The 24,627-nt window shown below is 70.2% G+C and carries 24 protein-coding genes and 1 pseudogene; 13 read left to right on the top strand and 12 right to left on the bottom strand.

Annotated elements, in window-relative coordinates:
• Positions 1-60 precede the first annotated feature (60 nt).
• Positions 61-528: an SRPBCC family protein gene (locus tag ABGB17_RS15245; RefSeq protein ID WP_347629786.1), complete on the top strand. Its 468-nt coding sequence runs from the start codon at positions 61-63 to the stop codon at positions 526-528.
• 126 nt (positions 529-654) lie between these two features.
• Here the strand turns inward: ABGB17_RS15245 and ABGB17_RS15240 are convergent, their stop codons facing one another.
• A complete protein-coding gene (locus ABGB17_RS15240; protein ID WP_347629784.1) occupies positions 655-2,499 on the bottom strand; it encodes a serine hydrolase domain-containing protein in 1,845 nt (614 codons plus the stop codon).
• A gap of 167 nt (positions 2,500-2,666) precedes the next feature.
• Here ABGB17_RS15240 and ABGB17_RS15235 point away from each other — a divergent pair, with 167 nt between their 5' ends.
• The 4 genes from ABGB17_RS15235 to ABGB17_RS15220 all read left to right on the top strand — a co-directional run bounded on the left by ABGB17_RS15235 (position 2,667) and on the right by ABGB17_RS15220 (position 5,034).
• The gene (locus ABGB17_RS15235; RefSeq protein ID WP_347629782.1) at positions 2,667-3,818 is read left to right on the top strand and encodes a histidine kinase; all 1,152 of its coding nucleotides are present in this window, start codon (positions 2,667-2,669) and stop codon (positions 3,816-3,818) included.
• Positions 3,796-4,449: a response regulator transcription factor gene (locus ABGB17_RS15230; RefSeq protein ID WP_347629780.1), complete on the top strand. Its 654-nt coding sequence runs from the start codon at positions 3,796-3,798 to the stop codon at positions 4,447-4,449. Before ABGB17_RS15235 ends, ABGB17_RS15230 begins: the two co-directional genes overlap by 23 nt.
• A gap of 219 nt (positions 4,450-4,668) precedes the next feature.
• Positions 4,669-4,806: a hypothetical protein gene (locus tag ABGB17_RS15225; protein WP_347629778.1), complete on the top strand. Its 138-nt coding sequence runs from the start codon at positions 4,669-4,671 to the stop codon at positions 4,804-4,806.
• A 21-nt stretch (positions 4,807-4,827) separates the two neighbouring features.
• Entirely contained in the window at positions 4,828-5,034 is a 207-nt protein-coding gene (locus tag ABGB17_RS15220; protein ID WP_347629776.1) for a hypothetical protein, read from the top strand.
• Here the strand turns inward: ABGB17_RS15220 and ABGB17_RS15215 are convergent.
• Both ABGB17_RS15215 and ABGB17_RS15210 read right to left on the bottom strand, forming a co-directional pair.
• Positions 4,986-6,071 (bottom strand): epoxide hydrolase family protein, encoded by a 1,086-nt coding sequence (locus tag ABGB17_RS15215; RefSeq protein ID WP_347629774.1) that lies wholly within the window; start codon positions 6,069-6,071, stop codon positions 4,986-4,988. The genes ABGB17_RS15220 and ABGB17_RS15215 overlap by 49 nt on opposite strands.
• A 137-nt stretch (positions 6,072-6,208) precedes the next feature.
• Positions 6,209-6,589 carry a nuclear transport factor 2 family protein gene (locus ABGB17_RS15210; RefSeq protein ID WP_347629772.1) on the bottom strand — a complete coding sequence of 127 codons (381 nt, stop codon included), beginning with the start codon at positions 6,587-6,589 and terminating at the stop codon, positions 6,209-6,211.
• Positions 6,590-6,704: 115 nt separating this feature from the next.
• On the opposite strand from ABGB17_RS15210, the gene ABGB17_RS15205 reads away from it, so the two are divergent.
• A complete protein-coding gene (locus tag ABGB17_RS15205) occupies positions 6,705-7,058 on the top strand; it encodes a hypothetical protein (RefSeq protein ID WP_347629979.1) in 354 nt (117 codons plus the stop codon).
• Between the two features lie 11 nt (positions 7,059-7,069).
• On the opposite strand, the gene ABGB17_RS15200 is transcribed toward ABGB17_RS15205, so the two are convergent.
• Positions 7,070-7,306 (bottom strand): hypothetical protein, encoded by a 237-nt coding sequence (locus ABGB17_RS15200; protein WP_347629770.1) that lies wholly within the window; start codon positions 7,304-7,306, stop codon positions 7,070-7,072.
• A gap of 459 nt (positions 7,307-7,765) precedes the next feature.
• Here ABGB17_RS15200 and ABGB17_RS15195 point away from each other — a divergent pair, with 459 nt between their 5' ends.
• The 3 genes and pseudogenes from ABGB17_RS15195 to ABGB17_RS15185 all read left to right on the top strand — a co-directional run.
• Positions 7,766-8,821 (top strand): questin oxidase family protein, encoded by a 1,056-nt coding sequence (locus ABGB17_RS15195; protein WP_347629768.1) that lies wholly within the window; start codon positions 7,766-7,768, stop codon positions 8,819-8,821.
• Between the two features lie 61 nt (positions 8,822-8,882).
• Positions 8,883-9,533 (top strand): S1 family peptidase, encoded by a 651-nt coding sequence (locus ABGB17_RS15190; RefSeq protein ID WP_347629766.1) that lies wholly within the window; start codon positions 8,883-8,885, stop codon positions 9,531-9,533.
• A 150-nt stretch (positions 9,534-9,683) separates the two neighbouring features.
• Positions 9,684-11,054, top strand: a pseudogene (locus ABGB17_RS15185) (BTAD domain-containing putative transcriptional regulator); the annotation flags it as partial.
• Between the two features lie 1,689 nt (positions 11,055-12,743).
• On the opposite strand, the gene ABGB17_RS15180 reads toward ABGB17_RS15185, so the two are convergent.
• Entirely contained in the window at positions 12,744-13,580 is an 837-nt protein-coding gene (locus tag ABGB17_RS15180; RefSeq protein ID WP_347629764.1) for an ABC transporter permease, read from the bottom strand.
• On the bottom strand, positions 13,577-14,602 hold the full coding sequence (locus ABGB17_RS15175) for an ATP-binding cassette domain-containing protein (protein WP_347629762.1): 1,026 nt from the start codon (positions 14,600-14,602) through the stop codon (positions 13,577-13,579). The genes ABGB17_RS15180 and ABGB17_RS15175 overlap by 4 nt, the downstream gene beginning before the upstream one ends.
• Positions 14,603-14,839: 237 nt before the next feature.
• Between ABGB17_RS15175 and ABGB17_RS15170 the strand changes: the two genes are divergently transcribed.
• Positions 14,840-16,078 carry a cytochrome P450 gene (locus ABGB17_RS15170; RefSeq protein WP_347629760.1) on the top strand — a complete coding sequence of 413 codons (1,239 nt, stop codon included), beginning with the start codon at positions 14,840-14,842 and terminating at the stop codon, positions 16,076-16,078.
• On the opposite strand, the gene ABGB17_RS15165 is transcribed toward ABGB17_RS15170, so the two are convergent.
• Positions 16,044-16,790 carry a hypothetical protein gene (locus tag ABGB17_RS15165; RefSeq protein WP_347629758.1) on the bottom strand — a complete coding sequence of 249 codons (747 nt, stop codon included), beginning with the start codon at positions 16,788-16,790 and terminating at the stop codon, positions 16,044-16,046. The two genes, ABGB17_RS15170 and ABGB17_RS15165, sit on opposite strands and share 35 nt — an antisense overlap.
• 253 nt (positions 16,791-17,043) lie before the next feature.
• Here ABGB17_RS15165 and ABGB17_RS15160 point away from each other — a divergent pair, with 253 nt between their 5' ends.
• A complete protein-coding gene (locus ABGB17_RS15160; protein WP_347629756.1) occupies positions 17,044-18,516 on the top strand; it encodes an MDR family MFS transporter in 1,473 nt (490 codons plus the stop codon).
• Between the two features lie 290 nt (positions 18,517-18,806).
• Positions 18,807-19,673, top strand: a complete 867-nt coding sequence (locus ABGB17_RS15155) for a cellulose-binding domain-containing protein (RefSeq protein ID WP_347629754.1) — start codon at positions 18,807-18,809, stop codon at positions 19,671-19,673.
• Positions 19,674-19,689: 16 nt separating this feature from the next.
• On the opposite strand, the gene ABGB17_RS15150 is transcribed toward ABGB17_RS15155, so the two are convergent.
• A complete protein-coding gene (locus ABGB17_RS15150) occupies positions 19,690-20,268 on the bottom strand; it encodes a hypothetical protein (RefSeq protein WP_347629752.1) in 579 nt (192 codons plus the stop codon).
• Between the two features lie 242 nt (positions 20,269-20,510).
• Between ABGB17_RS15150 and ABGB17_RS15145 the strand changes: the two genes are divergently transcribed.
• Positions 20,511-22,241, top strand: coding sequence for a hypothetical protein (locus ABGB17_RS15145; protein ID WP_347629750.1), 1,731 nt, complete (start codon positions 20,511-20,513; stop codon positions 22,239-22,241).
• Here ABGB17_RS15145 and ABGB17_RS15140 read toward each other — a convergent pair.
• The 4 genes from ABGB17_RS15140 to ABGB17_RS15125 are packed head-to-tail and all read right to left on the bottom strand — an operon-like array spanning position 22,123 to position 24,548.
• The gene (locus tag ABGB17_RS15140) at positions 22,123-22,755 is read right to left on the bottom strand and encodes a DUF998 domain-containing protein (protein ID WP_347629748.1); all 633 of its coding nucleotides are present in this window, start codon (positions 22,753-22,755) and stop codon (positions 22,123-22,125) included. The two genes, ABGB17_RS15145 and ABGB17_RS15140, sit on opposite strands and share 119 nt — an antisense overlap.
• A complete protein-coding gene (locus tag ABGB17_RS15135) occupies positions 22,752-23,246 on the bottom strand; it encodes an SRPBCC domain-containing protein (protein WP_347629746.1) in 495 nt (164 codons plus the stop codon). The genes ABGB17_RS15140 and ABGB17_RS15135 overlap by 4 nt, the downstream gene beginning before the upstream one ends.
• Complete coding sequence (locus tag ABGB17_RS15130; RefSeq protein WP_347629744.1) at positions 23,239-23,562, bottom strand: metalloregulator ArsR/SmtB family transcription factor; 324 nt, start codon at positions 23,560-23,562, stop codon at positions 23,239-23,241. The genes ABGB17_RS15135 and ABGB17_RS15130 overlap by 8 nt, the downstream gene beginning before the upstream one ends.
• A 32-nt stretch (positions 23,563-23,594) precedes the next feature.
• Positions 23,595-24,548 (bottom strand): DUF916 domain-containing protein, encoded by a 954-nt coding sequence (locus ABGB17_RS15125; RefSeq protein ID WP_347629742.1) that lies wholly within the window; start codon positions 24,546-24,548, stop codon positions 23,595-23,597.
• Positions 24,549-24,627: the final 79 nt, after the last annotated feature.

The raw sequence follows: 24,627 nt of genomic DNA, 5'->3' as shown, positions 1-24,627 counted from the left end.
CGGGAAGGCAGGAAGCAACCCAGGAGGTTCCACTAGAGTGCGCTGCCTTAGGCTTGACGCATGCCGAGCTTTGAGATTGTCACGCATGTCACGGCCCCTCCGGAACGAGTCTTCGATATCTCGCTGGACGTGGACGTTCACACAGCATCAATGGCAGGATCTTCCGAGAAAGCGGTCGGAGGTGTGACCACCGGCAGCTTGAAGCTGGGCGATATCGTTACGTGGCAGGCGCGACACTTCGGTATCCGTTGGCGGATGACGTCTACGATCAGCGCTTACGATCGCCCTGGATATTTCGTCGATGAGCAGGTGTCAGGCCCTTTCGAACGCTGGTACCACGCTCACTGTTTTCGACCTGACGGCCACGGCGGTACGGTAATGAGCGACGTCGTTGAATTCGCCGCACCTCTCGGTCCTCTTGGGAGGGTCGCTGAAATGCTGGCTCTCCGTCACTACATGCCCAAGTTGATCCTGATCCGGAACCGGCACATCAAGCAGGCTGCCGAAGCTGATCTCGCGACCGATTGAGGATCTGCCGCAGCGCAACACCTCCGCCTCGGCACATCCTCGGCCTTCGGGAAGTACCTGGCCGCTGGTAGATCAACCGTCAGCCACGCGGCACCTGTCCGGCTGCTGAGCCGGGCGGTCGAGTGATCACAGGTGCCAACCGAGCAGGTTCCAGTGCCGGCAGAACCAGAGGAGGGTGAGCAGCCCCGCCAGCACGACCACCTGGTGGCCGCGGGCCAGGACGCCTGCGTGCCGCCAGGCCCTCACGGTGGTGGCGATCGCGGCGACGGTGAGTGCGAGGACCAGCAGCGGCAGCACCAGGAGGACCTGGACGTTGGTCGGCACGCCGTACAGGATGCTCGTGTCGCCGGTCAGGACCAGCGTGAACAGGACGACGAACACCAGTCCGACCGCGGCGGCCAGCCCGGCCAGGACACGGCCGGCGCGCCAGACACGCCGAACGGGACGCTTCTTGGCCCGGCGGACCACAGCGGCCACCGGCAGGCCGAGTACGGCGGTCAGGGCGGTGACGGCGAACAGCAGGACGATGACGACATTGACCGGCGGGGTGTCCCACCAGGGGACGCGCTGGTAGGCGGGGCCGTCCGTGGCCACGTACGCGACACCGCTCCCGCCGGTCACCAGCGCCAGCCGCTGCGTGCCGCCGTTCTGCTGATACAGCCCGGGCCCCAGCGGGCTCCACGTCGAGCCCCTGAAGGTGAGCTTCCCGTCCTTCACCCGCAGCCGGGTGGAACCGGTCAGGGCGACCACCTTCTCGATGCTGGACTCGGCGGACCGGGTGAGCTTGTAGAAGCCTTCAACAGGCGTGACGGAAGCACCGCCGTCGGGCACGGCACGTTTTCCGGGCAGGAAGCGGTCGAAGAAGGCAGGAATGATCTTGGTGGCGGCGTCGGCCCCGCCTGGACTGTTCGTGGAGACGAACAGGCCGAGGTCGGCGTCGGGCACCAGCAGCAACGCGCTCTGGAAGCCCTCCCAGCCGCCGTCGTGCATGAGCACACGATGCCCGTTGAGCGTCTGCTCCTTGAACCCGTGGGCGTACCCGTCGATGCGCGGATCGGCCGCGAACGTCCGCCGGTGCATGAGCCGGGCCGTCGGCTCGTCGAGGATGCGCTGATCGCCGAAGCGTCCGTCCCGCAGGTGAGCGATCATGAAGTTGGCCATGTCGTTCGCGGTGGCACTGATCGACCCGTCGGGGGCGAGGTTGTCGAAGACGAACGGCTTGCGCCGATACGCCCCGCCCTCGTAGTCGTAGCTGCGCGCCAGATCCGCGGCCAAGGGGGCGGGGACGGGTTCGGCGGCCGTGCTGTGCCGCATCGCGAGCGGGTCGAGGATGTGGTCGCGCACGTACTCGTCATACGGCTGCCCGCTCACCCGCGACACGATGTATCCGGCCAGCGCCGCCCCATAGTTCGAGTACGCCGACACCTCGCCGGGCGGGCGTACCCGCGCGGGCATGTTGTCGGCGAGATGGTCCCCCAAGGGCGGCACGTCGTCCTTGCTCCGCGCCCCCGCACCGATCGTGCGGTCCTCGAACCCGGCCGTGTGGTCCATCAGGTCCTGCAGCGTGATCGGCTGCGGGTAGGTCGCGGGGATCCGGAACGCGGTGAGGTAGCGGTTCACGTCCGCTTTCAGGTCCAGCTTGCCCTGCTGAACCTGCTGCATCACCGCGGTCCAGGTGAACAGCTTGGTGATCGAGGCGATCCGGACCATTGAGGTGTCCGGGTCAAAGGGCCTGCGGTTCTCGACGTCGGCCAGTCCGTACCCCTTGCTGAAGAGCATCTTCCCACCGCCCACCACCGAGACGACCGCGCCCGGCACGTGGTTGGCCGCCAGCCCGTCCGCCATCGCGGCGTCGAAGAAATCTGCCAGAGCACGTTCATCGGGAATATCGGTAGCTGCCGCGGCGGGACGCGGGACGAGGATCATCAGCGCCGCGCACGCCGCGACGAGCATCGGACGGAAGACATACACAGGACGACTCCTGACCTTGTCGAGGCCATCCACGATGCGGCCGGCGATGGTGCGGCCGCATCGCCATCGCGGCCATAGGCGTCTTCGACGAAAGTCGGAGACCACCCTGTGTCCGGCACCGACCCCGGTATGAGGTGGTGCGCCGCCGCCCTGGCTACGCTGGACCGATGCTGTCGTACCGCGCGGCGCTGCGGCGGGTGGCCGCGCTCGGGCCGCGCGCGATCAGCGCGGCATCCGTGGCGCTCTGCCTGTTCCTCACCGTCCTGGCGGTCAAGACGCCGTGGGCGCCGCTGCCGCGACCCGTCATCGCCGCCGCCGGGCTGGCAGGCACTGGTGCGGTGTGGTTCCGGTGCCGGTGGCCGGTAGCGGTGGCCGTCGTCGGGGCCGGCGCGTACGTGCTGTCGGGCAATCCGGGGCCGTTGCTGATCAGCCTGTTCTCCGGCGCGGGCACACGTTTCCTGGCGCTGGCGGCGATCGGCATGGCGGGGTTCCTGGCCCAGCAGTGGGTGGACGGCGGCCGGTTGGGCACGGACGCGCTGATCTCGGCGGTGATCGCCACCGGGATCACGCTGGCAGCAGGGGCGTACGCCACCACCCGCCGCGAGCTGACCCGATCGCTGCGCGAGCGCGCCGAACGCGCCGAGACCGAGCAGCGTCTGCGCAACGAGCAGGCAAGGTCCGCTGAGCGCGACCGGATCGCCCGGGAGATGCACGACGTGCTCGCGCACAAGGTCGCGCTCATCTCGCTGCACGCCGGCGGCCTGGAGGTGAACGCGAGCGCAGGACCGGAGCGCGTCGAGCGGAAGGCGGCGCTGATCAGGGTCAGCGCGCAGGAGGCGCTCGAAGAGCTGCGCAAGATCCTTGGCGTGCTGCGCGCCGGCCCCGACGATGACGACGACGGCTTCCCCGACCTGCGGCGGCTGGTGGACTCCTGGGCATCGGCCGGCGGGAACGTCACCCTGCACGGCGATATCGGCGGGTGGCCACCGGAAACGGCCAGAGCCGCGCATCGCCTCGTCCAGGAGGGCCTGACCAATGCGCACAAGCACGCCCACGGGGCCCCGGTCACGGTCACGGTGACCGGGAGCAGGGAAGACGGCGTCACGATCGCGGTCGCCAACGGACGATCGCTCCAGCCGAGTCCGGAGACCGGTGCCGGGGTCGGTCTGGTGGGCCTGGCGGAGCGTTTCCGGCTGATCGGCGGAACGGTGCGCGGCGGGCCGGACGATGCGGGAGGCTGGCGTCTTGAGGGTCGGCTGCCGTGGCACGCCGCGGACGCATCCCCAAGGGAATCACATGATCAGGACACTGCTGGTTGACGACGAATCGCTGATCCGCGCGGGGCTGCGGTTCATCATCGAGTCCGCACCCGACGTGGAGGTCGTGGGCGAGGCCGAGGACGGCAACCGGGCCGTCGACGCGGTCCGCCGCTTGGGGCCCGACGTCGTCCTGATGGACGTCAGGATGCCCGGGTACGACGGCCTGGCCGCCACCCGGGCCATCCGCCGGCTCACCCGGGCACCCGCGGTGATCATCCTTACCACGTTCGACAGCGACGAGCACATCTTCACCGCCCTGGAGGCGGGAGCCTGCGGGTTCCTGCTCAAGGACACCTCGCCGCACGACCTGATCCGGGCGATCCGTCTCGCGCACGGCGGCGACTCGATGCTGTCCCCGCGGGTCACTCGGCGGCTGATCCATCGGCTCACCACCGACCAGCCCATTCGGCGCCGCCGTGACGCGCTCGCCCGGCTGGAGGCCCTGACCGGCCGCGAGCGCGAGGTGCTCACTGAGGTCGGGCTCGGCCGCTCCAACACCGAGATCGCAGCCCGCCTGAACATGAGCGAGGCCACCGTCAAAAGCCACATCTCCCACCTGTTCGACAAGCTCGCCGTCACGAACCGCGTACAGGTGGCCATCGCCGCCTACCGCGCCGGCCTGGTCGACTGAGATCGGTTGAGTTTTGACCTGGCGTCCCGTCGCCTCGCGCAGGACGGGTCGAGCAGACCAACCGCTTCAACGACGCGGTCGCGCGAGTTCTGCCTTCACTGTACTGAGGCCGGTCTGTGTTCACGCGGCGCCTTCCACCTCTGTGGGAGCCACCCTGGGAGCTGGTCCTCGAGGTGGGTCTGAGCGGACCGCTGCTGCGGCTTCGACCACGAGGCGGCGATGAGCCCGTATGTGGACGACGGGCCGTGGCCGGGGGTGCTCGACTCGGTGCCCGACGTCTTCCGTCACTTGGTGGAGGAGCCCGCGTTCTGTGACGAGGACGGTATGCCTGTGGTGACGGCTTGTCTGTGGCGCTAGGCCCATGGTGAGCATTGATGGATGGGGAAGATCGAGTATCCGGACGGGGAGAACGACCCTGGTGGGGCCGGGCACCTGTTCGGCATCGTGGTGGCGGCCGTGCTGCACGGCTCCGGGTGGTGTTTCACGACGGGCGACCAGGGCGACGGCACGTTCGCCCTGGTCGGGGCGGGGGGCCGTTACTTCTGGAGGAGGGTGGAGAAGAAGGCTCGGACGTCATTCGCGTAGACGGCGGGGGCTACGTGGGCCGCGTAGTGTCCGCCGGTGTCGTATGTGTGCCACTGCACGATGTTTCTGTGGTCACGGTCGGCGAAGCGTCGGATGGACTGGAAGTCGCCCTTCGCGGAGGCGAGGCCGAGCGGGGTCGTGGTCGGCTCGGTCGGGGGTGGGGTGGCTTTGGCGTTTTCGTAGTAGAAGCGGATCGATGAGCCTGCCGTGCCGGTGAGCCAGTAGAGGGTGACGTTGGTCAGCACGAAGTCGTCGTCGAGGTCGTGGTCGAAGAGCTGGGCGTTCCAGGCCAGTAGCCCGGCCGGTGAGTCGGCGAGGGCGTGGGCCAGTGTCTGCGGTTGCTGCGAGTGCAGGATGTTGAAGGCGCCGGCTTCCTCCCAGAACCACTGCAGCACCCGCATCGCGGCTTGTTCCTCCTCGGTCAGGTCCGCGAGCTCGGCGGGGTCGCCGGAGGGGAAGGAGAAGATCTGTGTGACGTGCACGCCCACCACGTTGGGTGTGGCGATGCGGCCGATCTCCGGCGACACCATGGAGCCGCCGTCATTGCCGACGGCACCGTATCGTTCATATCCCAGGCGTGCCATGAGCTCTGCCCAGGCCCGGGCGGTGCGTACGGTTCCCCAGCCGCTCTCCGTGATCGGACTGGAGAAGCAGAACCCAGGAAGTGACGGGATGACCAGGTGGAAGTCCTTCGACAGCGGCTCGATGACGTCGAGGAACTCCACGAAAGAACCGGGCCAGCCGTGCGTGAGGATCAGCGGCAGCGCGTCCGGCTTGGCGGATCGTACATGGAGGTAGTGGATCCGCTGCCCGTCGATGTCGGTGGTGAACTGCGGATAAGCGTTGAGCCGGGCCTCCCAGGCACGCCAGTCGTAACCGTCGCGCCAGTACTCGACCAGCCGCCGGACCCGCTTGACGCTCACGCCGTAGGCGTCGGGCACCTCATCGGTGAAACGGGCGAGGTTCAGTCGCGTCCGCAGGTCGTCCAGATCCGCCTGGGGGATTTCTATACGAAAGGGGGTGATGTCGGGACTCATGCCCCCATTCTCAAGAAAGATCGTCCGCACCGGTAGCCGCCGTACACCGGTCCGGCGTGCGGAATGGGCAGGAGTGCCGGTCCTGGACGGTGCCCACCGGCACTGGTCGGCGTGAGCCTCTGGGCAGCCGGGAGGTCCTACGGTCTCACCGGGACCTGGGCCGCGTAGGCGGGTGCGAGGTCGACGAATATGCGGTAGTCCGAGATCAGGCCGTCGTCGCGGGTGCGCCAGATGGACACGGCCACGACGCGGGCTTCCTTGCCGTCGAGCCGCTGGTAGGTCACCTCGGTCTCGGCGATGATGTCGGCGTCCACCTGCCAGTGCCTGACGATTCGGTGCCGCAGGCCGCCGATGGTGGAGTAGAACGCCTTCAACCCGGCGGTGATGGCCTCGCGTCCCGCCAGCGGCTCGGCGTTGCCGAACACCAGCGTGGCGTCCTCGGCCAGCAGTCGCGTGAACTCGTCGGCGTCGAACGAATCGACTGCCTGGAAAACGCGTCGCACCGCATCGTCGGTCATGCCGGTCCTCTTTCGCGCCGCCGGGGATCACTGGTGGGGACGATACGGGGCGAAGGATGGCGTACAACTATCGCAAGGGTGGGGATCTCGTCGCCGTAGAGGAGGACGCGTGACAATGGGGCGAGTGCTGGTGGTCGGTCTTGATCCCGCGAAGATCGAGGGCTGGGACCCCGAGCCGGTCCAGGCGGCGATCGCACGTGGCCGGGCCGCCTTCGACGATCATGGTGTCGAGGCCGACTGGTGCCTGGTGGCGCTCGACCAGGACCCTGAGGGGGCGATCGAGAAGGCGCTGACGGGCGACGACTATGTCTGCGTGGTGATCGGGGGCGGTCTCCGCAAGGACGAGCCGTTGCTCGAACTCTTCGAGAAGGTGGTCAACCTGGTCCGGCGGCACGCGCCCGACGCGGCCATCGCCTTCAACAGCAGGCCCGAGGACTGCGTCGACGCGGCCCTGCGGTGGCTGCGGTAGCTAAGCGGTAGCTAAGGGGAGGGAATCGCCCAGAATCGTAACGCTTGGAATGTGGCGGCCACCACGGTCGGCTTCTCGTCGAGGTGGCCGAACGCCAGCGCCTGACGCGGGCCGATCACCAACGTTCCGTGCGGCTGCCGGGTGGCGAGATCGCAGGTCCGGACGATTCCGGCGCGTTCGGCACTGAGGACGCGCAGAGCTCCCCACGCGCCGGCCAGCGCTACGTGCGTGACATCGGTGCGATGCATCGCCAGCGGTTCGCCGCGTCGGGTGAGTGTCGTGAGATCCCATGTCCGTACCGTGGCGTTAGCGCGAGCACGGCGGCCGCGGCGATCACGAGCTGAACGCCGACCAGCGTGTAACCGCGGAGATCCTGGCGCAACCCGCTCGCCGGAGTCTCCCAGTAGGACGCCTCGACCAGTACGGGTTCGCGCAGCGGTGCGCGTACCACCAGGTAGGCCAGCCGGTGAACGGTCCGGAGCCGGACCACACCAGCCAGATCGCCCCGGCCAGGGTGAACGGCAGCGGGGACTCGTGCGTCCGGATCAGCAGCGCGGTCCCGAGCGAGGCCGCCGCCGTCATGAGGACGACGACTCCGGCGCGGCATAGGCGGTTGCCACTGTGCTGAACGGTTGGCAGGGTGGGCATGCGGGTGATGATCCAGAGCGGCGGCTTTCGGGGGCTGAGAGAGCGTGACGGTAAGGGATGTGCTGAATGAGGCGTATGACCGGCTCCACCGCATGGGCCCGGAGTTCGGCGGTGACGAAGAGGGCAACCACGGGCTGACCAACCACGGCCCGATGGTCGCGGAGGTCCTGGTACGGCGAGGCTACGGGGACGACGTGCCGCACTGGGTGGACGGCTACGTCCCCCGGCTCATGGAGCTCCCGGTCGGCGCACAGCCGATCGGCCATGAGAACTGGCGCGACGCACTCGGCGACGGCCGGCGTATCCCGGACTGGACCCGGTTCTTCTCAAGGAGCCTGGCCGAGCGGCCGTGGCAGGAGGTGCTCGCCACCTGGTGGCCGCGCCTGCTGCCCGGCATCGCGGCCGGGTCCACGCACGGTGTGATCCGGGTGGGCCATGCCGTACGTGCGCTGCTGGCCGCCGAGACCGAGGTGGCGCGGGACGAGCTCGCCCACGGCCTGGCGTTCTGGGCGGGACGGTGGCGGACACTGCCCGGCCTCACCGAGCCGGCCGGGGAGCAGGACGCCGCGCGGGCACTCGCCGGGATACCGTACCTGCCGGAGCAGTCCGGCCTGATCGCCTTCCGCATCCCGCGCCTGGCCGGTGTACCGGGCTGGCCGGCGGCCCTGGCGGCGCTGCGCCCGCCGGCCGATGACGACGACGTGCCCGCGCGCCTCATGGACCTCATCGACGCCGCCACCGTCCGCTACCTGGCGTACGGCAAGGGCAGCCCGGTGCTGCTGGTCCACACGGCCACCGCGCCCAACGCCGTCCTGCACACGCTGCCCGTGCTGCCCCGCGCGTTGTGGGCGCCGAGCCTGTCCGCGGTCTGGGCGGCGAGCGCCGCGATCGTGGCGATGTACGAGCCCGCCCGGGCCGTACCCCGGGAACTGCTGCCGGAGGCGCCGGACGTGGGTGACCCGGCCGGTGAGACGCTGCACCGAGCGGTCGAGCACGGGGACGAGCATGTCATCAAGCTCACCGACACCGCCGTCGACTCCTTCGCCAGGACCGGCGACCCCGACGCTCTCGCCGCGTCCGCCCTCGCGGCCCGGTTGATCGACGCCCGCTCCTGACGCCTCCGGGAACGGCAGGATGACCGTTGGCAGTTGTCCTTGTGAAATTTACTGTTGATTGATGATGCGGCGGATTTCTTTCCTGTTGATCACCAGCCTGCTTCTCCTGAGTCCTGGCGTGGCGTCCGCCGGGACGGCCCGGCTCCAGGCTTCTCCCATCCGCGTCGGGGACTCCTTCGGGACCAACGGCCGCTGCATGGTCGGGGCCACCGTTCAGGGCGGGTTCGTCACCTCCGGGATCTGCGGTCCTGTGGGGGAGGTCGTGCGCACCCAGGACGGGACGGTCGTGGGGACCGTCCGGGCCTCGACCTACCCCAGCTCCTCCAGGGCCTGGGTCGGCGTGACCTCCGACTGGCAACCGCTCGGTGTGCTCAGAGTCCCCGGCGGCTCCGACATCCCGGTTCGCGGCAGCACCCCGGCCCCTGTCGGTTCCTCGGTCTGCGGGTACAGCGGCACGACAGGGTGGCGGTGCGGCACCGTGCTGAGCAGGAACGCCTCGGTGACCTATCCGGAAGGCACCGTGTACGGCCTGATCATGACCAGCGTCTGCGCCGAGCCGGGCAGCAGGCCGGGTTCCCCTCTCATCGCCGGCGGTCACCTGCAGGGAATCCTCCTCGGCGCCTCGGGGAGTTGCGCCACAGGAGGCCGGTCCTACTACGTCCCCCTCAACGAGATCCTGCGGGGGTACGGCCTGACCTTGCTCACCTCCTGACCTCAGGACCGCACGCGGTCATGCTCCTCAAGGGTGTCTCGTCCGTAAGCTGAGGGTGTGTCCCCCGCACTGGTCCTGCTCGACGGCGTTCGGTGGCAGGGTGTGCCCGTGGTCGGTGATCGCGCGCAGACCCTGCTGGCCGTGCTCGCCATGCACGGGCGTGCGGGGGTCGGTGACGAGCGCCTGGTCGAGGAGCTGTGGCCCGCGGGGGCGCCGGCCAACCCGGCGAAGGCGCTGCAGGTGGTGGTCTCGCGTACGCGGGCGGCGACGTGTGCCGATGCCGTGGTGCGGATGCCGCGCGGGTACCGGCTCGGGCTGGCCGACGGCCAGGTGGACGTGCTGATGCTCGGCGTGCTGGTGGAGCAGGCACGAGCCGCGCTGGGGGCGGACGACATGGTGCTCGCGGGGCGGCGGGCCGATGAGGCCATGGGGCTCCTGGGTGGGGGGGTGGACGGGGCCACGGGGGCACTCGCCGAGCTGAGGGGGGTCGCGGCGGGATGGGTGGCGGAGGCGCGGCGGGTCGCGGCGATCGCGCGTGGCCGGAGCGGCGCGCACGAGGGCGCGCTGCCGCTGCTGGAGGAGGCCGCGGCCGATCGGCCGTACGACGAGGAGGTGCTCGCCTGCCTGCTGCGCAGCGAGGCCGCTGTACGTGGCGCCGCCGCGGCTCTGGAGAGGTACGAGCGGTACCGCACGGGTCTGGCCGCGCGGCTCGGCACCGATCCGGGGCCTGAGCTGACCCGTGTGTACGCCGAGCTCCTCGCCGCCGATCGGCCGGTGCGTGAGGGCATCCTGTTCGACGGGTCCTCGCTGCTCGGTCGCGACGGCGACATCCGTGCGGTGCACGCCATGTTGCAGACCAACCGGGTGGTGTCCATCATCGGGCCTGGTGGGCTGGGCAAGACGCGGCTGGCTCATGTCCTTGGCAGGAACGCCGCGCAGCCTGTCGCTCACTTCGTCGAGCTGGTCGGTGTCTCCTCGCCGGAGGGCGTGGTGGGCGAGGTGGGGTCGGCGCTCGGCGTGCGGGACTCGGTCAGCGGGCGGCGTGTCCTGAACACCGAGCAGCGCTCCGACGTCCGGGCACGGATCGCTCAGCATCTCGACCAGGCTCCGTCGCTGCTGATCCTCGACAACTGCGAGCATGTGATCGAGGCGGTCGCCGATCTGGTGGCGTTCCTGACCGTGACGACCCGCGACCTGCGGGTGCTGACCACTTCGCGCGCCCCTTTGTCGATCCCGGCCGAACGCGTCTACCTGCTCGGCGACCTGCCCACGGACGACGCGGTGGAGTTGTTCCGCCAGCGCGCCACGGCCGCCCGCCCAGGTGTGCGGATCGACGAGGCGGTGGTCGAGGAGGTCGTCGCCCGCCTCGACGGCCTGCCGCTCGCGATCGAGCTGGCCGCCGCCAGGGTGCGGGTCATGTCGGTGGAGGAGATCGCGCGGCGCCTGGCGGACCGGTTCGCCCTGCTGCGCGGCGGGAACCGTACGGCACCCGACCGGCACCAGACGCTGCTCGCGGTCATCGACTGGTCGTGGAATCTGCTGGACGAGCCGGAACGGCGGGCGTTGCGGTGGTTGTCGTTGTTCGGCGACGGGTTCACGCTGGCCGCGGCCGAGCATGTGCTCGGCCCGGACGCCTTGCACGTCGTGGGCGCGCTGGCCGAGCAGTCGATGCTGAGCGTCCGTGAGACGGCGTTCGGCCTCCGGTACCGGATGCTGGAGACCGTCAGGGAGTTCGGGCAGATGCGGTTGAGGCAGGCCGGCGAGGAGGAACTCGCCCGGACGGCGCAGCGGGCCTGGGCGACGGGGTACGCACGCGAACACGCCTACGAGGTGTTCGGCCCGGCGCAGTTCGCGGCGGCCGACGCGTTGCGCGCCGAGGAGGGCAACCTCGCCGATCTGCTCCGGCGGGCACTCGGCGAGTCCGATCCCGCCACGGCGGTCCAGTTGCTGGTGGGCGTCGGCACGCTGTGGTCGATCCGTGGGGACCACACCCGGATCCTCGTGCACTGGGACGCGATCATCGAGGTGGTCGGCGGCTGGATGCCGCCCCCGGATCTCGTCGAGGTGACCAGGGCCGCCCTGTTGATCACGCTCATGAACGCCGTGATCCTCAGCGATCGGCGCGGCGATCCGCTGCGCGATCTCCTCTGGACGCTGCCCCTGAGTGACGCGACGGATTCTCGCGTGGCGGCGATGGCCAGGGTGTTGCACGCGTGCGACGCGCCCGACGCCACCGAGGTGGGCCGCCGGCTGGCGATGTTGTGCCGGAGCACCGACCGTGACGTCGCCGTGGCGGCGACGCAGATGAACGTCCACTTCCTGGAGAACTCGGGCGACGTGACCGGGGCGGCGGAGGCCGCCGAGCAGGCCCTGGCGATGCTGCGTGAGGACGACGGTCCGTGGGCCACCGCGATCACGCGCGCCGTGCTGGCCCACCTGCTCGTGAAGCACGGCGATCGCCGGCGGGCGGTGGGGCACGCGCGGACCGCCATCCCGGTGCTGCGCCGGCTCGGCGCGACCGAGGACGAGACACAGCTACGCGCGGTGCTGCTGATCTCCGCGCTCGCCGACGGCGACCTCGGCACCGCGGCGGCCGAGCTCGCCGAGATCAAAGGGATGAACGACAACGAGGCGGTGCTGGGAGGGATGGCGATCGTCTCGTTGTGCGCGGCCGAGCTCGCCCTCGCCCGCGGCGAGACGGCCGCCGCGCTCGCGGAGTACCGCGTGGCCGTCCAGCGGGCACGTGATCTGCGCCTGCCCGGGATGCCACCCACGGAGTTCACGCCGTGGACGATCGCCGCGGTGTCGGTCGCTCTCACGGCGTACGCGTACCACGCCCCGGCGGAGGACGTCCGGTACGGCGAGGATTTGTTCTCCGCCGTCCGGAGCTTCGACGTGCTGAGCGTGGGAACCCCCGCCCCCGACTACCCCCTGTGCGGCTCGGTGCTCTTCGCGCTCGGCGCCTGGGGGTTGCTGCGGGAAGCCATGGCTCCCGGCGAGGCGATCAGGTTCCTGGTGCTGGCCGAGCGGTTCGCGTACCAGAGCGGCATGCCCAGCATGACCTTCGAGCGGATCGAACCGTACGCGGAGCGGGCCGCGCCCGGCATGATCGCCGCCGTGCGGGCCGGGTACGGCGACCGGCGTGGCGCCGACCTGCTCGACGAGGCGCGCAGCCTCGTCGAGCGGGTCTCCGGCCGTGACGGCCCGCGGTCACATGTGCCGTTTGTAGCTGCGCACCGACAACGGAGCGAAGATCGCGATGACGGCCAGGCTCGCCAGGAGCGTCCAGGCCACCTGACTGCTGACCAGGGCGTCGTTGGCGAGGTCACGGGCGGCCGTGACCAGGTGTGAGACCGGGTTGATCCGTACGAACGCGGCCAGCCAGCCGGGCAGGGTCTCGATGGGGACGAACGCGTTCGACAGGAACGTCAGCGGGAAGAGGATCATCAGGGAGATGCCCTGCACGGCCTGGGTGCTCCTGGCGATCGTGCCGACCCAGGTGAAGATCCACGCCAGGGACCAGCCCGTGAAGATCGACAGCAGGATCGCGGCGAGCACGCCACCCGCTCCGCCGCCCGGGCGGTAGCCCAGTACCAGGCCCATGCCGAAGGTCAAGGTGGCCGCGATCGTGTAGCGGAGCAGGTCCGCCACCATCGGGCCGGCGAGCGGCGCGATCCGGGCGATCGGCAACGACTTGAACCGGTCGAAGACCCCCTTCTCCATGTCCTCGCGGAGTTGCGTGCCCGTGGCCATGCACGTCGTCAGCACGGTCTGGGCCAGGATGCCGGGGACCATCAACGGGAGGTAGCTCTGCACGTCGCCGGCGATGGCGCCGCCGAAGATGAAGGCGAACATCGCGGTGAACAGGATCGGCTGCAGTGCCACGTCGAAGAACTGCTCCGGGTTGCGGCGCATCTTCTTGACCGCCCGCCACGCCATCATCAGGGTCTGCCCGAGTGTCTCCCCCGGGGAGACGCGCCGCCGGGCGGCCGCCACGCGGTCGGCGGCCCTGACCACCTCACGCACGGGTGTGATCATGGTGCTCATCGGTTCTCCTCCGTGCCGGTCCTGTCGTCCCCGTCCGTCCCGTGGCCGGTGAGGGCGAGGAACACCTCGTCGAGGCTGGGCTTGGCCACACTCACCGAGGAGATCGACACCCCGGCGGTGCGCAGCGCGATCAGTACGTCCGCGGCCAGATCGGCCTGGTCGAGGGCGACGTTGAGGCGGCCCTGCTCCGGGCTGAGTACCGGCTCGGAGCCGAGGACGCCCCGCACGACCTCCACGGCGGCGCGCACCTGGCCCGGCTCGGCGAGCAGCAACTGGAGGGTGGAGTTCCCGACCGCGGTCTTCAACTCGTCCGGGGTGCCCTCGGCGACTTTGCGGCCCTGGTCGATGACGGCGACGCGGTCGGCGAGCTGGTCGGCCTCGTCCAGATACTGCGTGGTCAGCAGCACCGTGCAGCCGTCGGTGACCAGACCGCGGATGGTGTCCCACATCTGGCCGCGCGTACGCGGATCGAGACCGGTGGTCGGCTCGTCGAGGAAGATCAGCGGTGGCCTGGTGATCAGGCTGGCCGCCAGGTCGAGGCGCCGGCGCATGCCGCCGGAGAACTGCGCGATCGGTTTGCCGGCGGCGTCCTCCAGGCCGAACTGGGCCAGCAGTTCGGTGGCGATGCGCCGGGCGCGCGACGCGGCGATGCCCTGGAGGCGACTGAAGAGCCAAAGGTTCTCGCGGGCGGTCAGGTTCTCGTCGACCGACGCGTACTGTCCTGTGACGCCGACGAGCTGGCGGATGACGTGCGGGTTGCCGGCCACGTCGACCCCGAAGATCTCGGCACGGCCCGCGTCGATCTTCAAGAGGGTGGCCAGCATGCGAAGCATGGTGGTCTTGCCGGCGCCGTTCGGGCCGAGGACGCCGAAGATCTCACCCGGGCGTACTGCCAGGTCGATCCCGTCGACGGCACGATGCCCGCCGAACGTCTTCACGAGCCCTTCCGCACGTACGGCCAGATCGCTGCCCGTGTCAGGGCCCGGGCCGCCCCCGGTACGTCTGAGTTCTGTGATGCTCATGGCTTCACTCTCGACGGCGCCGGTTTCACGGCACCCTCGACCAGGTTTCACCGGTTGCGGCGAAGCCTCACGGCGTGATCACGCCTGCTGCCCGGACCCGACGACGAGCGTGGCCGCGCGACACCGCGCGTCCCCGGATCGCCGGCAGGCGGCTCGGGGGAGGAACGCCGAGAGGTACTACTGAGATGCGCGGCTCTGACGTATACCAGTAGAGGGGTCCTCGACCAAGGAGAGGCGATGTCCGACGTCATCGAGCGGTACGACATCCCCGAACGGCTCTTCTGGCTGCACGGGCCCCGGTCGGGCCCCGCGGTCGAGTTCGACGCCGGCACCGGGCTGTGGAACGTGTACGGGTACCCCGAGCTGGTCGAGGTCCTCGGTGACCCCGCGACGTTCTCCTCCGACACCATGCGCGTGGTTCCCAAGGAACTGCTGCCCAGCGAGGACGACTTCTCGCTGAAGGGGTTCATCACCCAGATCGACCCGCCGGAGCACGGCAAGCTCCGCAAGCTGGTGAGCAGCGCCTTCACCCGCAAGGTGGTGGCGGATCTCGAACCGAGGATCGCCGCGCTCACCCATGAGCTGCTCGACGCGGCGCGTGAGCGCGACCGGTTCGAGCTCGTGAGTGACCTGGCTTATCCGCTGCCGGTCATCGTCATCGCCGAGTTGCTCGGGGTGCCGAGCGGCGACCGGGCCCTGTTCAAGGAGTGGGCCGACGCGCTGTTCCAGCGTGACGCCGACATCTCGCTCAAGGGGACCGCCGAGGAGCGCAGCGCGGACCTGAAGGCCACGATGAAACCGTGGAAGGAGATGTCCGCCTACCTCGCCGCCCACGCCGCCGAACGCCGGCGGCAGCCGCGCGCCGACCTGCTCACCAGGCTGGTGGAGGCGGAGGTGGACGGTGAACGGCTGCCCGACGAGCAGGTGGTCAACTTCGCGATCGTCCTGCTGCTCGCGGGACACATCACCACGACGATGCTTCTCGGCAACACGGTGCTGTGCCTGGACGCCTTCCCCGAGCAGCAGGACAAGGTGCGCGCCGACCGCTCCTCGGTGCCGGCCGTCATCGAGGAGTCCATCCGGTTCCTGACGCCGTTCGCCCTCCTCGGCCGCGCCACGACTCGCGAGGCCCGGCTCGGCGGCGTGACGATCCCGGCCGACCAGATGGTCATGGTCTGGCTCGCGGCGGCCAACCGGGATCCACGCCAGTTCCCCGACCCCGGCGTCTTCGACCCCGGCCGTGACCCCAACCCCCACCTCGGCTTCGGCCGCGGCGTCCACTTCTGCCTGGGGGCCCCCTTGGCCCGGCTGGAGGGACGGGTGGCGCTGAACATCCTGCTCGACCGGTTCGCCGTTCTGCGTACCGACCCGGACGACCCCGTGCAGTTCATTCCCACGCCGTCCCTCACAGGGGTGCGCCGCCTTTCGCTCATTCAGAGTCTCAACGGGTCAGCGTGTCCACCGGGCCGGGGCTGACGGTCGGGGCGGCGGTGACCGTCGGCTGCGTCGTGGGCGCCGGGGCAGGAGGCCCGTCATTCCCCGGCGGGACCTCCCGCGGTGACGGCAGGACCTCCGGGCGCTCGCTGCGGAAGTCCTTGCACGCGGGGTCGGCCTTGATCAGGTCGCGCTGGTCCTGAACGGCCTGCTCGGTCTCCTGGCGCTCGATCTCGGCGATCCGCGCCGCCTCGTCCAGTATCTCCAGCTGCTCGACGACGGGCTTCGGTACCGTCTTGGCCCTCTCGTAGGCGTCCTTGGCGGCTTCCTCCAGTTTCTTGCGGTTCGCCAGTTGGTCGAGGAGCCGGTTCAGCTCCAGGGACATCGCCTCGCAGGACTGCTTCGGCTTGACGCCCTTGTTGAGCTGGCAACTCGCCTCGGCGTACTTCGCGTCGGTCAGTTCGATGTCCAGCTTCGCCAGGTCCGTCTCGGCCTTGCGGAAATCGTCGCGGGAACCCACGCCCTTGGCGAGGGCGTCCGCGGCCCGGTCGTATCTCTTGGCGGCGAAGTCGCGCCTGATCTGGGCCTTCTTCACCCGAAGCGCCTCAAGCTTGCAGATCGTGGTGTCGATCTTGACGGCCGGGTAGGGATCTTTCGGCGGTAAGGGGGCGGCCACCGCCACCGATGCGCCCGCCCCTCCCGCTGCGAGGAGCAGAGCGGCGAGCGGCGCCGCGACCTTGATGACCAGCTTCATGCGGACTCCCGTCTCGGGTTCGCGCGTCCGGCACTCCACCGGGCGCGGTCCTTGTTCGTCCGCTGGGCCGGTTCGGACTGGTCGCTGAAAATCGCGTGCCATTTCGTGGCGTTTGTTGGAGGGTGGGGGGTGGGGGCGCTGAGTTTTTGTCGGTGGTGTCGGTCATTCTGAACATGACCACAACTTCTTGTGGGTCCCAAGGCTGGGACGCCGGCCGTGATCACATATGTCCGACAACTCAGATTGAGGTGCCGTGTCCATCCCTCAGCTTGACTCGCCTGCCAAGGCCGAGGCCGTCGTCCCAGGTCGCACGCCTGCCGTGATCCGGCTGCTGGTGCTTGCCACGTTCGTGGTCATTCTCAATGAGACGATCATGATCAATGCGATCCCGCCGCTGATGGAGGCGCTGCACATCACCGAGCAGACCGCGCAGTGGCTCTCGACCGCCTTCATGTTGACCATGGCCGCTGTCATCCCGATCACCGGGTGGTTCCTGCAGCGGGTGTCCACGCGCCATGCGTACGCCACCGCGATGGGGTTGTTCCTGCTCGGCACGGCGGCGGCCATGGTCGCGCCGTCGTTCGAGGTGCTGCTGGGCGCCCGCATCATCCAGGCGTCCGGTACGGCGGTGATGATGCCGCTGCTGATGACCACGTTGATGCAGGTGGTGCCGGAAGGGGACCGGGGGCGGGTGATGGGCAACCTCAGCCTGGCCATCTCGGTCGCGCCCGCGATGGGGCCGGCGGTCTCGGGGCTGATCCTCCAGTTCGGGTCCTGGCGCCTGCTGTTCGCCGTGGTGCTCCCCATCGCCGCTTTGATCACCTGGGGCGGGCTGAGGCAGCTCAAGAACGTCGGCGAGCCCAAGCCCGGCACCATCGACTGGCTGAGCGTGGTGACCGCGGCCGCGGGCTTCGGCGGCCTGGTCTACGGGCTCAGCCGGTTCGAGGGCGGTGACCTGCGCGTCGCCGCCGCGATCGTGGCGGCCGGCCTGGCCGCCATCGCGATCTTCGTCTTCCGCCAGTTGTGGTTGCAGAAGCACGGCGTGCCGCTGATGGACCTGCGCACCCTGCGCCACCGCACCTACACCGTCTCGCTCATCCTGATGTCGGTGGCCTTCATGGCGATGCTCGGCTCGATGATCTTGCTGCCGCTGTACCTGCAGAACGTCCGCGGGCTCAGCGCCCTGGAGACCGGCCTGCTCGTGATGCCCGGCGGCCTGGCGATGGGGCTGCTCGGCCCGACCGTGGGCCGTCTGTTCGACCGGTTCGGCGGCCGGGTCCTGGTCATCCCCGGCGCGATCGGGATCACGCTCGCCCTCACCGGGTTCACCCAGGTCACGATGACCATGCCGTACTGGCAGCTCCTCGCCCTGCACGCCCTGCTGATGATCTGCCTGGCCGTCACCTTCACCCCCGTCTTCACCCTCGCCCTCGGAGCGGTCCCCGCCCACCTCTACTCCCACGGCAGTTCGATCCTGAGCACGCTGCAGCAGGTCGCCGCGGCCTTCGGCACCGCCCTCGTGATCACCGTGATGAGCGCGCGGGCCGACGCCGCGAAGTCCGCCGGAGCCACCGACATGCTCGCCCTCCTCGACGGCATGCGCCTGGCCTTCATCATCGGCGCGGTCCTGTCCGTGGTCGTGGTCGTCACCGCCCTGCTCCTCCCGGCCCGGGCGCACAGCTCCTCCGGCGAGCCCGAGGAAGCCGGCCACATGAGTCCGGCGTGACGTCGGTGGGGTGGAGCTGGACGGCTCGACGGTTCCCGGCGGGCTCGGCGTCACCCCGTTCGCCGCGATGACGGCGGCGGCGGAGCGCGACGTCGGGAAGATCATCGGGGCTGATCTCGCCTGAGCCTGGCGCCGGACGGTGAAAAATTCATGACGGCGCTGGGCTCGGCGTCCTCGTCGTGCCCTCTACCTGCCCACCTTTCGACCGTCCTGTCCGCCCCGTTGACCTGGCCACGCGCCGCTCGCATGCTCGTGTTCGGCGGGCATCCGGGCCACAGGAGGGCGAATCCATGAAGGTACGACTGACCGTGTCCTGGGCGGTGGCGTTACTGATCGCCGCGGCCTTCCTGATCCCGGCGGTGGCGAGCGCCTCCTCCGGCGGAGGCATGGTCAGTACGACGCCGCCGCCGCCTCCTTCCTCGCCGGGGGCCACTCCGTCGCTGGGGTGGCCGTGCTACGACCCGCGGACCTACCCGCCGAGCAGCCCGCCGCGGACACCGCCGACCGCGCCAGGCACGCCGGAGATGGTGCAGGTGGTCAACAACTACGTGCGCCTGCGCTGGGCCGCCGCCACCGACCCCGACGGGCTCGCCTGCTACCAGGTGTACGAGGACCGCAACGGCACCAAGATCAAGGTCGCCACGTTCGGTCCCGACGTCCTCGAGGGCGCGTTCTACGTGGACTGGCCGCCGTACAACCAGAGGACGCGCGTCGCCACCCTGTACGTCGTGGCCGTCGACCGGTGGGGCGCGGACAGCCCGCCGTCGGGGTCGATCCAGGTCACCGTCTACAACGACATCATCTGGCCGAGCCCCACTCCCACCCCCACCCCCACGCCGCCGGGCGACTGCCGCGTGACGTACAGCGCGTACGGCTGGTCCGGCGGCATGACGGCGTCGGTGTCGATCACCAACACCGGCACGACCGCGGTCGCCGGGTGGAGGCTCACCTTCGCCTACGCCGATCCGGGACAGCGGGTGACCAACGGCTGGGGAGCGGAGTGGTCGCAGAGCGGATCAGTGGTGACGGCCGCGGCCCTCTCGTGGAACCGGGACATCGCCCCAGGCCGCAGCGTCAGCATCGGCTTCAACGGCACGCACCAGGGCGCCAACCCCTCCCCGACGGTCTTCCAGCTCAACGGCGCCACCTGCCGATGAGGCGATCAGCGGGACGTCACGGCATTTCGTAGGTCACCTTGACGTTCAGGTAGGTCGCGCCGCCGTAGTCGTGCCCGCGGATGGCGAGCAGGTTGCAACAGCCCAGATAACGGGCCGGAACGACGACGTCGATCGCGCCGGCGTTGCAGTGACCGCTCTTGGCGGACTGCACGAGATGCCCGTTGAAATAGACCTGCGCGTCGTTGTCGATCGTGCCCTGAATACGGACCCGCTGAGCGTCCCGCGGAATGTGGACCCAGTGCCGCACCAGAATGTCGGTGTTCACGGCCCAGGGTGTCTTGACGTTGGCGGGGTTGTTGACGGGGCAGCCCACCGGGGTCCCGAACCCTGCCTGCCCTCTTTTCCAGGTGCTGTCGTCGAAGCCGGGCTCGTAGAACAGGGGCACATTGCCCGCCGGCGGGACCTGCAGGTATGCCCAGCCTGTGCTGTTGTAGTCGAGCGCGGTGACGACGACCTGACGCGCGCCCCCCGTGTCGGAAGCGAACGCGGACGCCGGGGTGGAAAGTGCTGTGGCCGTCATCACCGCACTCGCGGCGAAACCCGCGAGCAGCAGTCGCGATGCTTTCACGAACATGGGCGAACTCCTTCTTGTGCCGGATGAAAACGCCGGGTGCCACATGGGGGCCGCGTACTGTTCACCCGGCGGACGGGAAGGAATGCAATCACACCCGGTACATCAGGGGCCGGTACGCCGCCGCGACGTTCAGCAGTCATTGCGGAGATATTGCTTCGTGTTCCTCGACGCCGTGGACGTCTGCCGGTCGTTCAGCCGGAAATGCGGATTTCAGGGGACCGACAGGTGACCTCCGCCGCGCCATGGCCGACAGGCCGCGGACCAGCGGTCCTGAGGTCGATGACACCGACTCTCGGCTGGAGGCCCTGATGCCCGACTGGACCTACCACCCGTTGCGCCGTCTCGCCGGGGTGCTTCTGGGTGTACGGCGATCCCAGCGCGCCGCGCTGCGGACCCTGGCCGTGCTGAGTGCGCTGCCGGGGGGCCACCGGGCCATAAGGGGAGCGTTCGGCCACACGGAGCCTCCTGAGGTGCTGGCCGGGACCGTCGCGGGTGTCCACGTGCGGACACGGGTCGGTGCGACGGTGTCACCGGTGATCGCCCATGACGCCGTTCGCGCGCTGGCGACGCAGGGCGCCGGTCTGGTCGTGGTGGCACCGGTGCGCCGGCACGAGACCGGCCTCGTGCGCCGGGCGGCCGGCGGCCGGCGGTGCCCGGTACTCGCGCGGACGGACGATCCCGTGGTGGCGGCGGAGCTCGTTCCCCACGTCGACGCGGTCCTGCGCGACGACGCGGACCTCATCCGCCTGGACCGTCCTGAGATCTCCGCCGCACTGGCCGCGCTGCGGGACGAGAGCAAGGCCGTGCTGGCGACGCCGGCGGTGTTGATCGAGGCGGGGCCGGGCTGGTTCCAGCGGGTGGCCGAGGCGGCGACGCCGGAGTTCCCGGCCCGAGCCGAGACCGGCCGCGATCTCCGGCGCCGGCCCGCCTGGTGGTGGGGGATGTGGATGGGCGTCGGCATGGTGTGCGCGGGGCTCGGCGCGGCCGCCATCACCCTCGGCCCGGTCCTGCTCTGGTACGACCAGGACTTCCTCGGCATGGACGTCGACGGCCTGCGCGCCGCCGGTCACGACCTGGTGGGTTTCCTGCGGCACGACAGGCTCACCATGGCCGGCACGATGGTGGCGCTCGGTGTCCTCTACGCCGGCCTGTCCGTCGGCGGGATCAGGGCCGGCCGGCCGTGGGCGCGCCACGCCTGTCTCGCCTCCGGCCTCATCGGGTTCCTCTCGGTGTTCTACTTCCTCGCGTCAGGTTTCGTGGAGCCCCTGCACGTCGCGGTCACCGTCGTGCTCTTCCCCATGTTCGTCCTCGCCACCCGCCGGGCCCCCGCCCGTCACCGGTGGACCTCGGCGCCGGAGGGCCCGGAGTCTCAGCGGCGACGGGCGCTTCTCGGCCAGCTCCTCATGATCGTCACGGGAACGGGCCTGTTCGCCGGCGGGGTGGCGATCTCCGTCGTGGGTCTCACCTACGTGTTCGTCCCCAGCGACCTGGCCTTTCTCCGCACCACGCTCACCGGCCTGCACGCCGTCAACCCCCGCCTGCCGGCGTTCGTCGCCCACGACCGCGCCGGTTTCGGCGGCGCGCTGGCGGCGACGGGTACGGCCGTGACACTGCTGACCGCCTGGGGCTGGCGCCGCGGCCACGCCTGGGTCTGGTGGTCACTGACGACGGCCGCGCTCGCCGGGTACGTGCCTCCCGTACTGGTGCACTGGCACATCGGCTACACCGACTTCTGGCACCTGGCGCCGGTCTACGCCGGGATCCTGCTGACGGCCGTCGCGCTGGTCCTGGCCCGCCCCTACCTCTGCGCCGGAGGGAGCAGAGGCAGGCTGAGCCCGCGCGACCCGGTCTCCCTCAGGGGAGGGCCCGGCGGTACTTCAGGTAGATCGAGGTGGCCCATGCCGCGCCGACGGTCTGGGCCACCAGCAGGGGACGGAAGTCGGCCGCGGCGATGGAGGCCGCGTTGGCGGTGAGTATGGCCAGGGGAGCGACGACGGTCCACGTCAGCCAGCCGTGTTCACGGTCGCCGCGGAAGCGCCTGGCGAACATCACGTAGGCGACCAGGCCGGCGACGCCGGCGACGGCCGGGGCCAGCGAGTGGACCGCGCCGTGCCAGGTCACCGTGTCAGGGGTGCCGGCCGGGTAGCCGTTGACCGGGTCGGCGAGGAAGACGGCCGCCACGATCTGCGTCGCGCCCCCGACACCGATGAGACGGGGCCCCCAGGTGGCGGCCCGGCCTGGTGCCATCGACCGTCGCAGGCCGGCGGCGCCGGCCAGGGTCAGGACACCGCTGACGATGAAGTTGAGGGTCTGCAGCCAGCCGTGGTCGCCGAGCGCCAACGAGCTCAACGGGTGTCGTGCCGGGTCGAATCCCGCCCGGGTGTGGACCTGGGCCAGCACGGCGGCCACGAAGAGCGGGCCGGCGACGGCGCCTGCCACGAGCAGCGGACCGGCCGAGGTCGATCGTGCCGTGGCGGCGGTGCTCACGACGCCATTTCCTTGCCGGTCTCCAGCAGGGTCTTGAGGCCGCTGAGGGTCCAGGCCCAGCCGCCGCCGGCGCCCGTCGCGTCGAAGTCGCCGCGCATCAGGGCGGCCATGCCGGGGGCGCCGGTGACGTCGTGGACGACGGTCAGCGCGCACACGCCGCCGGGGCTCTCGGTGATCTCGTAGGTGAGGCGGGTGAAGCCCTCGGCGGCGAGGGACGGGTCCATCAGCAGGCGGAACGTCTGTACCAGCTTGCGGGGCGGGTCGAACTCGATGACCTCTCCGTCGGCCGCCACCTCAGGGGCGCCATGGGCGATCATGCCCGCGTTGGCACGGCCCACGTACCCGCCGCCGGAGCGCGGGTCGTACTCGCTCAGGCCGCCGTAGCCGTACCGTGCGGTCCACTCCGGCTTGGTGATGGCGTCCCAGATCGTGTGCGCGGGGGCCTTGATGTACACGCGGTAGACCTGCACGGTCGTGTCGTCGTCACTCATCTGTGCTCTCCAGCTCCGCCTTCAAGTCCGCCAGGGCGGACGCCTGGCGTTCGGTGTACTTGCCGATCCACCGGTCGTGGATCAGCCGGATCGGCACGGGGTTGAGGAAGTGCAGCTTCTCCCGGCCCGACCGGCGGGTGACGACGAGACCCGCTTCCTCCAGCACCCGGAGGTGTTTCATCACGCCGAAGCGCGACATCTCCAGCCCTGACTCCAGCTCGGTGAGCGTGCGGCCGTCACGCGCGAAGAGCAGGTCGAGCAGGAAACGGCGCGTCGGATCGGCCAGTGCCTTGAACACCAGATCGTCGTCAGCCACGACGAGAAGATATGTGACCTATTGGTCACATGTCAACGCGGAGCACGGCGGCGGGCGACCAGGCCCGCGACGACGAGCGCGCACAGGACGACGAGGACGACGAGCGGCGCCCAGGGGATGGTCCAGGTCTGTGCCGTGGTCTCGACGGCGGCGAGCGGGGTGACCGAGTTGGCCGCGTCGGTGAGCAGCGGGACGACGGTGGCGGTGCCCGTCAGTCTCAGCGCGGGGACCACTCCGCGCACCGGCACGGAGACGTCCCACGTCTCGCCGGGAAGCAGCCGGGGCGAGTCGCCGACCTGGCCGGCCCGCACGGCGAAGCGGCCGAAGGGGCCGGAGAGGGACACCGCCTGCCGGGCGGCGAGGATCGTGTTCCCGGTGTTGCGGATCCTGTACGTGACGGTGGCGTCGCCCGTGCCGAACGACGTGCCCGCGTAGCCCACACGCAGGTCCTCGACCGTGAGGCCCGGCTTGAGCTCTCCGCCCACACGCAGGCGGACGCGGATCCCGAGTCGCCGGTCCCCGCCGGCCGAGGTGACGATGCCGCCCATGTACTCACCGGGCGCGGCGTCGTCCGGAAGCACGACCGTGAACGGCACCTCGGCCGACTCGCCGGGCGGGACCGTCACGTCGGGGCGCTCCGGGTGGACCCACGCCCCCACGCGTGTGGACCGTGTGTCCTCGGCGACCAGGTCGAGCCGGCCGTCCTCGCCGGTGAAGCCGTCGGCGGCGTACACGGTGAGGCGCAGCGGCGCGGTGCCGTGGTTGGCGACCACGAGACCGTCGCTGATCCGGCCGCCCGGGTCGAGGGCGTAGGTGTAGTTCCGCCGGCCGGACCCGAAGTCGTTGGAGGACGTCGTGACCTCCCAGGAGGGCTCGCCGTCCGCCGCGGCGGGACCGGCCCCGGCCGCGAGGAAGCCGAGCGCGGCGAGCAGCGCCACGACGGTGGCCGCGGCGGCTGTGGTCGTACGTGATCTGGTCGGGCGCATCTGGTGATCCTCTGAGGTGACGGAACGTGCGGCGGGGTGGGCACCGGGGCGGTGCCCACCCCACCAGGGAGGACGGGGC

Origin of the sequence: Sphaerisporangium sp. B11E5, assembly GCF_039871875.1 — a bacterium.
GTDB lineage: Bacteria > Actinomycetota > Actinomycetes > Streptosporangiales > Streptosporangiaceae > Sphaerisporangium.
The sequence above is the reverse complement of the archived record's forward strand: the minus strand, read 5'-3'. Positions and strand labels throughout refer to the sequence as shown.

Bases quoted from the DNA above. Each gene is read 5' to 3' on its own strand.
- ABGB17_RS15245 (WP_347629786.1), top strand. From the start codon at position 61: ATGCCGAGCTTTGAGATTGTCACGCATGTCACGGCCCCTCCGGAACGA.
- ABGB17_RS15235 (WP_347629782.1), top strand. From the start codon at position 2,667: ATGCTGTCGTACCGCGCGGCGCTGCGGCGGGTGGCCGCGCTCGGGCCG.
- ABGB17_RS15230 (WP_347629780.1), top strand. From the start codon at position 3,796: ATGATCAGGACACTGCTGGTTGACGACGAATCGCTGATCCGCGCGGGG.
- ABGB17_RS15225 (WP_347629778.1), top strand. From the start codon at position 4,669: ATGAGCCCGTATGTGGACGACGGGCCGTGGCCGGGGGTGCTCGACTCG.
- ABGB17_RS15220 (WP_347629776.1), top strand. From the start codon at position 4,828: ATGGGGAAGATCGAGTATCCGGACGGGGAGAACGACCCTGGTGGGGCC.
- ABGB17_RS15215 (WP_347629774.1), bottom strand. From the start codon at position 6,071: ATGAGTCCCGACATCACCCCCTTTCGTATAGAAATCCCCCAGGCGGAT.
- ABGB17_RS15210 (WP_347629772.1), bottom strand. From the start codon at position 6,589: ATGACCGACGATGCGGTGCGACGCGTTTTCCAGGCAGTCGATTCGTTC.
- ABGB17_RS15205 (WP_347629979.1), top strand. From the start codon at position 6,705: ATGGGGCGAGTGCTGGTGGTCGGTCTTGATCCCGCGAAGATCGAGGGC.
- ABGB17_RS15200 (WP_347629770.1), bottom strand. From the start codon at position 7,306: ATGCATCGCACCGATGTCACGCACGTAGCGCTGGCCGGCGCGTGGGGA.
- ABGB17_RS15190 (WP_347629766.1), top strand. From the start codon at position 8,883: ATGATGCGGCGGATTTCTTTCCTGTTGATCACCAGCCTGCTTCTCCTG.
- ABGB17_RS15180 (WP_347629764.1), bottom strand. From the start codon at position 13,580: ATGAGCACCATGATCACACCCGTGCGTGAGGTGGTCAGGGCCGCCGAC.
- ABGB17_RS15175 (WP_347629762.1), bottom strand. From the start codon at position 14,602: ATGAGCATCACAGAACTCAGACGTACCGGGGGCGGCCCGGGCCCTGAC.
- ABGB17_RS15170 (WP_347629760.1), top strand. From the start codon at position 14,840: ATGTCCGACGTCATCGAGCGGTACGACATCCCCGAACGGCTCTTCTGG.
- ABGB17_RS15165 (WP_347629758.1), bottom strand. From the start codon at position 16,790: ATGAAGCTGGTCATCAAGGTCGCGGCGCCGCTCGCCGCTCTGCTCCTC.
- ABGB17_RS15155 (WP_347629754.1), top strand. From the start codon at position 18,807: ATGAAGGTACGACTGACCGTGTCCTGGGCGGTGGCGTTACTGATCGCC.
- ABGB17_RS15150 (WP_347629752.1), bottom strand. From the start codon at position 20,268: ATGTTCGTGAAAGCATCGCGACTGCTGCTCGCGGGTTTCGCCGCGAGT.
- ABGB17_RS15145 (WP_347629750.1), top strand. From the start codon at position 20,511: ATGGCCGACAGGCCGCGGACCAGCGGTCCTGAGGTCGATGACACCGAC.
- ABGB17_RS15135 (WP_347629746.1), bottom strand. From the start codon at position 23,246: ATGAGTGACGACGACACGACCGTGCAGGTCTACCGCGTGTACATCAAG.
- ABGB17_RS15125 (WP_347629742.1), bottom strand. From the start codon at position 24,548: ATGCGCCCGACCAGATCACGTACGACCACAGCCGCCGCGGCCACCGTC.